Source organism: Candidatus Palauibacter scopulicola (assembly GCF_947581915.1).
GTDB lineage: Bacteria > Gemmatimonadota > Gemmatimonadetes > Palauibacterales > Palauibacteraceae > Palauibacter > Palauibacter scopulicola.
Map to the genome: position 1 here is coordinate 1 of NZ_CANPWG010000077.1, position 12,745 is coordinate 12,745.

General features: G+C 63.8%; 7 protein-coding genes. 4 read left to right on the top strand and 3 right to left on the bottom strand.

The window, feature by feature from the left end:
- Positions 1-235, bottom strand: a 235-nt coding sequence (locus RN743_RS15885; RefSeq protein ID WP_310781306.1) for a hypothetical protein, incomplete at its 3' end; no start/stop codon positions are given.
- A 963-nt stretch (positions 236-1,198) separates the two neighbouring features.
- Positions 1,199-1,801 (bottom strand): HD domain-containing protein, encoded by a 603-nt coding sequence (locus RN743_RS15890; protein ID WP_310781308.1) that lies wholly within the window; start codon positions 1,799-1,801, stop codon positions 1,199-1,201.
- Positions 1,802-1,960: 159 nt separating this feature from the next.
- Between RN743_RS15890 and RN743_RS15895 the strand changes: the two genes are divergently transcribed.
- Genes RN743_RS15895 through RN743_RS15910 form a run of 4 tightly spaced genes read left to right on the top strand, consistent with a single transcriptional unit; the run spans position 1,961 to position 8,674 of the window.
- Positions 1,961-3,508 (top strand): class I SAM-dependent DNA methyltransferase, encoded by a 1,548-nt coding sequence (locus tag RN743_RS15895; RefSeq protein WP_310781310.1) that lies wholly within the window; start codon positions 1,961-1,963, stop codon positions 3,506-3,508.
- Positions 3,505-3,918: an HI0074 family nucleotidyltransferase substrate-binding subunit gene (locus RN743_RS15900; protein WP_310781312.1), complete on the top strand. Its 414-nt coding sequence runs from the start codon at positions 3,505-3,507 to the stop codon at positions 3,916-3,918. The genes RN743_RS15895 and RN743_RS15900 overlap by 4 nt, the downstream gene beginning before the upstream one ends.
- Positions 3,915-5,525, top strand: coding sequence for a restriction endonuclease subunit S (locus RN743_RS15905; RefSeq protein ID WP_310781314.1), 1,611 nt, complete (start codon positions 3,915-3,917; stop codon positions 5,523-5,525). The genes RN743_RS15900 and RN743_RS15905 overlap by 4 nt, the downstream gene beginning before the upstream one ends.
- Positions 5,522-8,674, top strand: coding sequence for a type I restriction endonuclease subunit R (locus RN743_RS15910; RefSeq protein ID WP_310781317.1), 3,153 nt, complete (start codon positions 5,522-5,524; stop codon positions 8,672-8,674). The genes RN743_RS15905 and RN743_RS15910 overlap by 4 nt, the downstream gene beginning before the upstream one ends.
- A 628-nt stretch (positions 8,675-9,302) precedes the next feature.
- Here RN743_RS15910 and RN743_RS15915 read toward each other — a convergent pair.
- Positions 9,303-12,638: a type ISP restriction/modification enzyme gene (locus RN743_RS15915; protein ID WP_310781319.1), complete on the bottom strand. Its 3,336-nt coding sequence runs from the start codon at positions 12,636-12,638 to the stop codon at positions 9,303-9,305.
- Positions 12,639-12,745: the final 107 nt, after the last annotated feature.

Below are 12,745 nucleotides of genomic sequence, written 5' to 3' on the forward strand. Positions count from 1 at the left end.
CCGCCTCCTCGATCAACCCGTCACGAGCCGCTGGTGATCCGACCTCGTCGTATTCGTTGCCCGGATGACCGTCCCAGCCACCGAAGGTCGGCTCGCTACTTGCCACGCGATCATCGCTCTGGCGGAGGGAACGGCCCAAGACGGAATCCGCGTCCCGGATGTTCAACTTGACGGGCATCATCGCCAGAATCACGGCGGTGACGGCGATGACGAAACGCGTCAGCCACTTGTTCATGAGAGTCTCCTCTCGGATGGTGTGGTCGCTGCCCCCCCCATGCGGTTCTCGGGATACAACACGGCGGTGTGTCCAATAATGGGCAACTCGAATCGGCGCTCCCAGAGGAAAAACCCTTGACTTTTGACGGGAGAATTCCGGGTGCGTCGTGGGGGGAGAATCCCCTCAAGGCCGTGACGCAGCGACGGGCGAGCGTTCCGGAAGTGTTCGCCACCATGCGCACATGGAATCAGCGATCCGGGCGGGAAACGTCTCTTCACGGCTCGGCGCGGGCGGTTACCCGCTAAGGCTGTTAAGCATGCTCGCTGGGGCCACACTCCGCATGTCCCCGGCGAGGCTGACGAGAGGGGCTCCGCCCCCTCGACCCCGGACAGGTCCGCGCTCCCGACGGGGTTCGCGGATCGCAGGCTGTCGCCCGGATGGACGACGCACTTGCCGTGGCCCGCCGTGCCAAGGAGGGTCCGCTGTTCCCACGGGGCGCTTCGGTTCCGAATCGGACGTGGCCGCTCCGGTCAATCCGACGCGCTCATGGCCTTCCCGCAAGGGATCTCTGGTTCGGGAGCGACCCCTGGAAGGCAGGGACGAGGGTGTGAATCCACACTCGTCGCTAAGCCGCACCAAGCCCTCGGGGCGGGGGGTCGCTCCCGACCCCGCCCGAACGGCCCGTTCGGCAACGGGTGCCCGGACTGCCGAACCGCAAGGCGTTGCCTTCCCTGCGGATGGGCGGCAAGGCCCGTGTGAATCCCGAGAGCCCCAAAGTGTGAATCGACCCCCAGCGTCGATTTCACGCTCCAGCGCGGCGTAACCGGGAGCGCTGACGGCACCGGAGAACGCCTCACGGCCCCCCATACCCGCGATCACCGCCGTGGTTTTGTCCGAAGCCTCTCGGCATGGGACCAACTCATCGGTCTGGCGATCCACCAAGATGCACTACGCGGTCCGAGGCGTTTCGGTTTCGCCCTCCTATCCGTCGGAGGTTGAAGGGCTATCGTGCCCGCCCGCGAGCCGCTCGATTTCGCCGACGACCCGCACCAATTCATCCACCAGCGGCGTCCGGCCTGTCCGGACGAGTGCGTCCGCCAACGCTCCGTAATACCACAGCGTCCCTTCCCTACCGCCCGCAAACCGCTCCCAGAGTTCCTCGCCCACAGCCCGGTAATCGCTGAGGATGCAGCGCGCATTGTGGAGCTTATCGGCGGCGCAGACGAGCAGGACCGACGCCGGCTTCTTGTCGATGGCCGCGACCCAAGCCCGCTTTCTCTCTTTCCAAGGGGGTTTCGGATCGGCAACGGAATCGGTGCAGCCTTCGACGATTTCGGTCACGTCCTCGCCGAAGAGGCGCAGGATCTCGTCCCTTCTCTTCTTGCCGCCCTGATCCTCGATGGCATCGTGCAGCAGCGCCGCGATGGCTTGGTTCTCGTCTCCGCCGTTTTCGATGACGAGCGCCGCCACGGCGAGCAGATGCGAGACGTAGGGAACGCCGGAGCCCTTCCGCCGCTGCTCCCGGTGGAGGAGTGCGGCGTACACAAGGGCCTCCCCAAAACGGCTGGTCAATCCTTCAGGCATTCGGCGCTCCGTTTCGGCTTACGATCAACCCGCCGACCGGATCACCGCGTCCCTTGGGTGTCCCGACGGCAATCCGAAAGATGCACGGCAACCCGCCGCATGTCATATTTCGGGCGCTCCCGATCCACGCCGACGGACGAACAGAGGAAGTTGACCAAGGTGGCCACCAAGCAGACCGACAGCGGAGCCACGACCGGCTACGAGGCTGAGTTGTGGGCGATGGCCGACACGCTCCGCGGCTCGATGGACGCCGCCGAGTACAAGCATGTCGTGCTCGGGCTGATCTTCCTGAAATACATCTCCGACGCCTTCGAGGAACGCCGCGAGGCGGTGCTCGCCGAGTGGGGAGAAGAGGCCGCCGAGGACCGCGACGAGTACATCGCGGAGAACATCTTCTGGGTGCCCCCGGAGGCTCGCTGGGCGCGCCTGAAGGCCGAGGCGCGGCAACCAACCGTCGGCCAGACCGTGGACCGGGCCATGGCGGCCATCGAGCGCGACAACCCGGCGCTGAAGGAGGTGCTGCCCAAGGACTACGCGCGGCCCGCGCTGGACAAGCAGCGCCTGGGCCAGCTTATCGACATGGTGGGCAACATCCGCGTCGGGGACGCAGAAGCCCGGTCCAAGGACGTGCTCGGGCGCGTGTACGAGTACTTCCTCTCGCAGTTCGCGAGCGCCGAGGGGAAGAGGGGCGGCGAGTTCTACACCCCGCGATGCGTCGTCAGGCTGCTGGTTGAAATGATCGAGCCTTACCGGGGGCGGGTCTACGACCCCTGCTGCGGTTCCTCGGGCATGTTCGTGCAGTCGGTCGAGTTCATCCGCGCCCACGCCACCGGCAACGCCAACGGCGGCAAGGCGCGGGGCGACATCTCGATCTACGGTCAGGAGTCGAACTACACGACATGGCGGCTCGCGAAGATGAACTTGGCCATCCGGGGCATCGGCGGGCAGATCGCCCACGGCGACAGCTTCCACGACGACCGCCACCCGGACCTGAAAGCAGACTTCATCCTCGCCAATCCTCCGTTCAACGTGTCGGACTGGGGAGGCGAGCGGCTGGCCGATGACCAGCGCTGGCGCTACGGCGTGCCGCCGAGGGGCAACGCGAACTTCGCGTGGGTGCAGCACATGGTCCACCACCTCGCGCCGAGGGGGATCGCCGGATTCGTGCTGGCCAACGGGTCGATGTCGTCGAGCCAGTCCGGCGAGGGCGAGATCCGGAAGAACCTGATCGAGGCCGAACTGGTGGACTGCATGGTTGCGCTGCCGGGCCAGCTCTTCTACTCGACTCAGATTCCCGCCTGCCTGTGGTTCCTGGCGCGCGGGCGACGGCGGCGCGGAGAGATCCTCTTCATCGACGCGAGGAAGCTCGGCCGCATGGTGGATCGGACGCACCGAGAACTGACCGGCGAGGAGATCGGCCGGATCGCAGAGACCTACCATGCGTGGGGAACGCGCGAGGACGGCTACTCGGATGTGCCCGGTTTCTGCAAGAGCGCAGCGCTGGGCGAGGTTCGCAAGTACGGCCATGTCCTTACGCCGGGCAGGTACGTCGGGGTCGAACCCCAAGAGGATGATGGCGAGGCGTTTGAGGAGAAGATGACGCGGTTGGTGGCTGAACTCCGTGCGCAGCAGGCCGAGGGCGAACGGCTGGATACCGCCATCACCGAGAATCTGAACGCGCTGGGGTTTGGAGGACAGAGAACGTGAGCAATTCGGACGAACGGCGATGGCAGCAGCGGCTCGACAGCTTCGGGACAGCGCTTGCGCAACTGACGGATGCCTGTGACCGGGAGCGATACGACTACCTTGAGCTAGCCGGGCTGATCAAGACGTTCGAGTTCAGTTTCGAGTTGTCTTGGAAGGTGCTCAAGGATCTCCTCTTCTACGAGGGCCATGACGTGAAGGCGCCGCGCGCGGTGATCCGAAAGAGCTTCGAGGTGGACTACATCGGCGAGAGCGACTGCGAGACCCTGCTCGACGCACTGGACAAGCGGAACCTCTTGAGCCACGTCTACTTGCTTGACGTGGCACAGGAGGCGGAAACGTTGATCAAGGATCGCTACCATCCGGTGCTGCTGCGACTCCATCGGGCTCTGGACGCCAGACGAGTGCGATGACGGACGGTCTCAAGGACGCGCACCGCGAGGCAATAATCGCCGCGCTCGCGGCCAACGACCGGGTGGAACGGGCCGTGCTGTTCGGATCGAGGGCGACCGGGACGAACACCATGACTTCGGATGTGGACATCGCGCTGTTCGGTGATCGGTTGACGCTGACGGATCAGGCTCGTCTTTCTGCTGCCCTCGACGAGATTCCGATGGCGCAGGTCGTAGATCTGCTGCTGTACGACGCGATACAAGACCAGGTCTTGCGGGATCATATCCGGCGTGACGGCATCGAGTGGCTCGCTCTCCAGAGAGAAGTGGAACGGGATCGCAGGGTGTTGGTGGAAGGCGATGATCGGGTAAACCGCTGTCGGTGGCGTCTTGCTCCCCTGGGTGAACTTGTCGGTGTTCACAGGGAGCAGATCAACCCGTCGTCGTCGCCGGACAGCAAGTTCTCCCACCACTCGATCCCTGCTTTCGATGAGGCCCGAAGCCCTGCCGTTGAGTCCGGGTCGGCCATCAAGAGCAACAAGTTCACCGTACCGCCCGACGCAGTCCTTGTGTCGCGCCTCAATCCGAGATTCCCACGGGTTTGGACCCCTGATGTTGGCGGGGACTTCCCCGCGATCTGCTCGACCGAGTTTCTGGTTCTCCGCCCTCATTCAATGGATCGGCGCTTCCTACACCATCTGTGCATGGGACCGAGGTTTCGGACCTCTCTACTGGAACGCGTCACCGGGACGTCGGGCAGCCACCAACGCGTTTCACCAGCTGCGGCGCTTGAGATCAAGATTCCCGTGCCTCCCATCCCCGAACAACGCGCTATCGCGGATGTCCTCGGCACGCTGGACGACAAGATCGAGTTGAACCGGCGGATGAACGAGATGCTGGAGGGGGTGGCGCGAGCGCTGTTCAAGTCCTGGTTCGTCGATTTCGATCCGGTCCGGGCGAAGATGCAGGGCCGGGACACGGGCTTGCCGCCAGACATCGCCGACCTGTTCCCCGACCGGATGGTGGAGTCCGAGATGGGGGAGATACCTGAGGGCTGGGAAGCGACAACGCTGGCGACGGTGATTGAACTCCATGATCGCAAGCGAATCCCGCTCAACAAGCGTCAGCGATCCCAACGGCAGGGGCCGTATCCGTACTATGGCGCAGCTGGCATCATGGACTTCGTGGACGATTACCTGTTCGATGGAGTTCACATCTTGATGGGCGAAGATGGCTCCGTAGTTGACGCTCACGGCCATCCGGTTGTCCAGTACGTTTGGGGTAAATTCTGGGTCAATAATCACGCGCACGTGATCAAAGGGACCGCCGCAATCAGCGACGAGCACGTCTACCTACTGCTAAAGCACTCCAACATCACGGCTTTCGTGACCGGTGCTGTTCAACCCAAGCTCAACCAGAGGAATCTGAAGTCGATTCCGCTAGTAGTGCCGGCCGAGCCTGCGTGCAGGGTCTTCTCTCGCTTGGTCGCTCCTCTCTTCGCTAGGTTGCGGCTCAACTCCGACGAGTGCTCGCTACTGGTCACCCTTCGAGACAAGTTGCTACCTAAGCTCATTTCGGGTGAGATCCGCGTACCGGATGCGGAGAGTGCGTTGAGACTCGTGACGTGAAGCCCCTGTCGCGTTCCTTTACCGAGTCGGAGGTCGAAGCCGCCGCGCTCGAATGGCTCGAAGATCTCGGGTGGAGGGTGGCCCACGGTCCAGACATTGGGCCGCACGCAGCAGACGCGGAACGGGCGGACTACACCGCAGTCGTGCTGGAACAACGGCTGCGCGACGCCTTGGACCGGCTGAATCCCGATCTGCCCGCCGAGGCGCTGGACGACGCGTTCCGCAAGGTCACCCGCCCGGAAGGCTCGACTCTGGAGGCCCGCAACCGTGGGTTCCACCGCCTGATCGTGGATGGCGTGACGGTTGAGTACCGGACCGCCGGGAGTGCCATGCGCGGGGCGCAAGTCTCCGTCCTTGACTACAGGAACCCCGCGAGCAACGACTGGCTGGCAGTCAATCAGTTCACCGTCGTCGAGGGCGAGCACGAGCGCCGACCGGATGTCGCGCTGTTCGTCAACGGACTTCCGCTTGGCTTGATCGAACTCAAGAACCTGGCCGACGAGAAGGCTACGGTGTGGACGGCCTGGAACCAGATCCAGACCTACAAGGCCGAGCTCACGGGCCTGTTCGCCTTCAACGCGGTGCTCATCGCCTCGGACGGCCTCAAGGCGCGCATGGGGACGCTCACCGCCGGTCGCGAGTGGTTCAAGCCGTGGCGCACCATCAAGGGCGAGGCGCTGGCCGGACCGCATCTTCCCCAGTTGCAGGTGATGCTCGAAGGGATGTGCCAGCGCGAGCGATTCCTGTCCTTGGTTCGTGACTTCATCGTCTTTGAGGACGACGGCGGCGGCAAGCTGGCCAAGAAGATGGCGGGGTATCACCAGTTCCACGCAGTGGAGACGGCGGTGGAGGAGACCGTGCGCGCGGCCGCACTCCGGCGGAAAGCGAAGCGTGTCGCCGAGGAGGTCGATAAGAACGAGCCGGGCCGGAAGCCCGGAGGCGCGCCGGGCGACCGGCGCATCGGAGTCGTCTGGCACACCCAGGGCTCGGGAAAGAGCCTGACCATGGCCTTCTACGCCGGGCGGATCGCCCGCGACCCGCTGATGGAGAACCCGACCATCGTGGTTCTAACGGACCGCAACGACCTCGACGACCAGCTCTTCGGCACGTTCTCCCGCTGCAAGGACCTCCTCGGGCAGCCGCCGACCCAAGCCGAGAACCGGGCCGACCTGCGCGCCAAGCTGGCCGTCGAGTCGGGTGGCGTGGTGTTCACCACCATCCAGAAGTTCTTCCCCGAGGAGAAGGGCGATCGGATGCCCGAGTTGTCAGGGCGCCGCAACATCGTCGTGATCGCCGACGAGGCTCACCGCAGCCAGTACGACTTCATCGACGGCTACGCCCGCCACATGCGCGACGCGCTTCCCAACGCCTCATTCATCGGCTTCACCGGCACGCCCATCGAGCTTGAGGACGCCAACACGCGGGCCGTGTTCGGCGACTACATCAGCGTCTACGACATCGAGCGGGCCGTCGAGGACAAGGCAACCGTGCCGATCTACTACGAGAGCCGACTGGCGAGGCTGGCGCTGGACGAGGCCGAACAGCCGAAGATCGATCCAGACTTCGAGGAGGCGACCGAGGGCGAGGAGGTCGAGCGCAAGGAGAAGCTCAAAACCAAGTGGGCTCAACTCGAAGCGGTCGTCGGATCCCCGCACCGCCTCAAGCTCATCGCACGGGACATATTCTCGCACTTCGACCGGAGGCTCGAAGCGATCGACGGCAAGGCGATGATCGTCTGCATGAGCCGCCGCATCTGCATCGACCTCTACCGGGAGTTGATCCGGCTTCGCCCCGAGTGGCACCACGAGGACGACGCCGAAGGGGAGATTAAGGTCGTGATGACCGGCAGCGCATCGGACCCTCCCGACTGGCAGCCGCTCATCCGCACCAAGAAGCGCCGCGAGATTCTGGCGAAGCGGTTCCGCGACCCCGGCGATCCCCTCCGGGTCGTGCTCGTGCGGGACATGTGGCTGACCGGCTTCGATGCGCCGAGCTTGCACACGATGTACGTGGACAAGCCGATGCGCGGCCACGGGCTGATGCAGGCCATCGCGCGGGTGAACCGGGTCTTCCGGGACAAGCCGGGCGGCCTCGTCGTGGACTACCTCGGGCTCGCGCACGAACTGAAACGCGCTCTCGCTACCTACACCGAGAGCGGCGGCACGGGCAGAACCACGCTGGACCAGTCCGAGGCGGTCGCCGTCATGCTGGAGAAGTACGAGGTGTGCCGAGGTCTGTTCCACGGCTTCGACTACTCGGCGTGGATGGATGGCACTCCCGCCGAGCGCACGAGTCTGCTTCCAGCGGCCCAGGAGCACATCCTCGCGCAGGAGAACGGCAAGGAACGCTGTCGGCTGGCCGTGCGCGAACTCTCCCAAGCGTTCGCGCTCGCCGTCCCCCATGAGGAGGCAATGGGGATCCGGGACGACGTAGCGTTCTTCCAAGCCGTCCGGTCGGTGCTGGCCAAACGCGCCCCCGGAGGCGAGCGCACAGAGGAACAGCTTGACATGGCCATCCGCCAGATCGTCTCACGGGCCGTCGCCTCCGACGGCGTCGTGGACATCTTCGCCGCGGCCGGCCTTGAGAAGCCCGACATCTCGATCCTGTCCGAGGAGTTTCTGGCCGAAGTGCGGGGCATGAAGCGGCGGAACCTCGCGGTCGAACTGCTGCGGAAGCTGCTCAAGGGCGAACTGGCGGTCCGCAGGCGAAGGAACGTGGTCCAAGCTCGTTCGTTTGCCGAGATGCTCGACCAAACCGTTCAACGCTACGCGAACCGGGCCATCGAGGGCGCGCAGGTCATCGAGGAACTGATACAGCTTGCCCGCGAGATGCGCGAGGCGAACGCCCGCGGCGAGGCGCTGGGGCTCTCCGAGGACGAACTGGCCTTCTACGATGCGCTCGGGACGAACGACAGCGCCGTACGGGTGCTCGGCGACGAGACGCTGCGGGAGATCGCCCGCGAGTTGGTCGAGACCGTTCGGAACAACGTCAAGATCGACTGGACGCTACGCGAGAACGTGCGCGCCAATCTGAGGCGGCTCGTCAAGCGAATCCTTCGGAAGCATGGCTACCCGCCCGACAAGCAGGAGAGGGCCACGCAAACCGTCCTCGAACAGGCTGCGGCCCTTTCCGAAGGCTGGGCGGCATGATCGCTCCACCTGCAAAAGGGAGAGCGCGAGCAGGAACGCTGGATTCGATCCTCCAATCCGTTCTTGGGTCGGCGACGGGTTCACCTGGACCCAGCCCGAACCGCGCCTCACCGTTATGTTCAATTCAACTTCGCTCGCGCCAGTGATGGCGTGTATCACATAAGCCAACTCTGAGGTTGGATGCATGTACAGCGACCACCCCCAACTCTGGCCTCCGCCGGACGACACCGTGCTCTGGAGGTACATGGACTTCACGAGATTCGTGTCCCTGCTGGAAAAGGAGGCCCTGTTCTTCTGTCGTCCCGATCTGCTTGGCGACCCATTCGAAGGATCCTTGTCACACGTGACGCCCCCTGCATTCCCTCAAGATCTCCGAGAGGGCCCGGTCTCCATGCGGGAGTTCGATCTTCGACAGGTCGTGCGAATGGCTCGCGTCAGTTGCTGGCACATGGGAGAATTCGAGTCCGAGGCGATGTGGCGGCTGTATGCGCGCGAGCGGGACGGAATCGCGATCAGGACAGACTTCGCTCGGTTTAGGGATGCCTTCGTGGGGGACCAAGAAATCAGTGCATCGGTGGTTCAGTATCGAGACTACAGCACCGACAGCATTCCCTTTGGGAACGGGTTGCTACCTCTGGTTCACAAGAGGATTAGCTTTCAGCATGAGCGAGAGGTCCGTGCCCTGTTTCTTCCCGATGCGGTTGAGCCGCAAGAACATGGCGGATGTTACTGCGAGATCGACCTCGCGACGCTCGTAGGGGGAATCGTTGTTGCGCCTTTCGCCGAAGACTGGTTCGTCGATCTCGTTCGCTCCCTCGCGGAGCGACGTGGGATAGGCGACCGCGTCCAGCGGTCGGCGTTGTCGGAGGAACCAACGTTTGCGGCTCGTCTTCTGACACAGCCCGGCTGAGTTGCTCGACAACTCCCGCCGATTGACTCCGGTTTTCCCGCTGTCGGGGCACGATCCAGTAGTGTCCGGCACAAAGACAGGAGTGGCAGATCGTGCAGTCCCAGTTAGACTTACGTGATCTCCTGCCGGGATGTTGGCCGGTAGCCGTCCGCCTACGCGGCTGACTTCCAGATTCCTGGGACCGGTGTAGTTGGTGACCGGGTGATCGAGCCTCGGAGATTCGAGCGTGTGAAGGGCCAGCAGGTAATGGCCGGCCCTCGCCAGTTCTCGGAATAGGCCGACGCTTGCGCGCGGCGGCACGCGGGGGAAGTCGAGCTTGAAGTGGGCATCGTAGCGGTCCCGGTAGACGGGGCTGTGGAAGACGGCGTAGATGTACGCGAGCAAGTCCTCGGGGCCGAAGTTGGCGAGCAAGTCACCGCGACCATCGGAAATGAATTGGAGGCCGTTGGCTTGGGCAGACCGCTCGACGAAGCCGGGATCCAAGTTGGGACGGCGGCCGTCCTTGCCTGCGGGCCATGGGCTGAGGAGCAGTTCGCCGGATCGACCGACATCGGGGTATAGGTAGAGCGGAAGCAGATAATTCACTTCGGGCGAAGACACCGAGTGATGCTGCATGATGTTGCGGCTTGCGAAGACATGGCTGAAACCCGTGTTGCCGGCGACAGCCCGGGTTAGACCGATCGACAGGTTGTCTCGGTGGACCATATGGAGCATCACCTTCCGGCACGGTGATGCGTAGAAGCCACGTGACTTCCCTGTGTAGTAGGTGAATCGAGCGTCGAAGGGTCGATACAGGATCGGACAGATCTTCTCCTTGGAGGGGCCGCTGGCTGTGACATCGGCTTGGGCGCTGGCGACTCGCCAGTCGCGAGCGTCTCTTCCGAGCCGGTATTGTGATCGAGCCTCTTCCGGCGCTAGGGAGGCGAAGGTGTTGATACGCTCCCATAGCGCGTCTTGATCGAAATCAACCGTCATCGAGTCACGTGCCATGACAACGCCAACGCCGTGGGTCGGAAAGACTTCTGTGACCTTCGATCCAGCAGTGTATTCCGACCGCACATCCAGCGGCTCCAGAAGGTAGAAGGGTGTAGCAGGATCCAAGTCTGTCCACCCGGTGTCCTCCGAACCGTGATCGACGAGCCACCCATATTTCCGTTCCCTCTCGCCCCAGAGGTCTGCGTGGTGTATCCGCCTTCCCTGAGCCGATACGGCCTTCGTGAAGAGGCCGATGGCTACGCCCTGCTGGATGTCGAACACGTTGACATCTCGTCGGCCGTCAGGCGGAGCCTCGTTCTTCCTAAGGTTCCCGTGGAGGTCGATCACGCGCATCCGATTGAAGGACTGCGCGAGCGACCAGCGCATCCCGCGGAACGTGGGATTGTCCAGATACCCATGGTTGGTGATGTAGCCGTGGACGCCTATGCCGGTCCCGTCAAGCAGCCACTGCGAGAGGCGGATGAACTTCACGTAGTCGTCTTGCAGCCACAGCTTGCGCTCTCCGAGCGGTTCGCCGTCAACGTGATAATAGCTCGTGGTTGAGGTGCCATCGGGCAGCTTTCCCTTGAGAAGCCCATCGATCCAAGCGCCCCTGTTAGAAGATAGCCCGGAGTATGGGGGGTTCCCTATCACCACGGTAAACCGCTGCCGCCGCTTGATCTGATTGACCGCTGCGGCTTCTTGCGCGAGCGCCGGAAGCAAGGCGAAGGTGCCTTGCTCGTCCCCGTGCGGCGGCTCCAGCGCGTTGGTGAGGTACACCCGCGCCCGCTCGTCGCTCTCGAAGCGGTAGCCGGTCTCGTAGAGCTTGAGACCGACCTTGAGGTGCGCGATGGCATACGGGGCCATCAGCAGCTCGTAGCCGTGCAGGCGCGGGAGGAGGTGTTTCGGGACGTACTCGTTCCAGCGCGCCCGGATCGCTCGCTCGCCGTGGCCCTGTGACCGCCACTTGGCAGACATCGTATCGTGAATCAGGTCGATGATCGCGACCAGGAAGGTGCCAGTACCCGTGGCCGGGTCGAGGATCTGCACGAAGGCCTGCTCCGGCGAGACTCCTTTGGGGATTTCAACGCCGTCATGGCGCTCCGAAATCTCTTCCCATGTCGCGGTGTCGGCCAAGCCGTCCGCGAGGCCGAACTCGCTCTGGAGCGTTTCGTGCACCGAGCGCACGATGTAGGAGACGACGGGGCGGGGCGTGTAGAAGACGCCCCGGCTCACCTTCTGCTGCTTGTCGTAGGCGGCGAGAAAGTGCTCGTAGAAGTGGATAACCGGGTCTTCCTCGGGGTTGCGGTCGCCGAAGTCGCGGACGACGGCCTCCATGTTGGAGCGGTCGAGTAGATCCACGACCTCGGAGACGCCCAACTCGTCAAAGTCGATGTCCGGGCCGCCCGCCCCGCCACGTCCTCCCACGCGGAGGAAAGCCTCCATCAGCTTCCGAAGGAACGGGTTCGTCCGCATGTGGATGGCGAGATCGTCCGCTCTGCGTCGGGTGGGGTCGGTGATCCGGGCCGAGAGCAGCCCGTAGGCGATGGTCTGGGCGTACATGTCAGCGAACTTCGCCTCGTCCAAGTCGTGGACGAGCGTCGTCTGGAATGCATTCAGGAGCTTGGTGAGTGCCCCGGATTCGTTCTCGATGGCCAGCGCCGCCAATGTGCGGTCGCGGATCGCGCGGGCCAGTTCGGCCAAATGCCTGGACAGTTGCTTCGAGGTGGTGACGACTTCGCGGTGCCGCAATCCGAAGGCCGAACGCCAGTGCTCGCGCCACGAATCGATGTCTTCCTCGTCGTCGGGCCAAGCAAGGTGCGTGGTCAGTTCGTGGGCCACGGCATCGAGGTGGAGAGGCGTGTCGAGGTTGTCCCAACCGAGTACCTTGAGCGTTGGCAGGTCATTGTCGGCCAGGGGCGTCGAGAAGTGCGCGAACGCGATACGGCGCTCCTCGCCTTCTCCGAAATTGGAGACGAAGAGGAGATCGTCGGCCGCCCACGCTTGGCGTTCAGACCAGTTGGCTGAGGCGCGTTTCTTGAGCGTCACCCGGCCGAGGATTCTGCGCAGCGCCACCACGGGCAGGCGCTTCGGCTCGAACTTGACGAAGAAGATGCCCCATGGCTGCCCCGTAGCGAGCGGTCGCAGACGCCTGATCTCTTGGATCTTGGCCGCGTTCTTCGGGT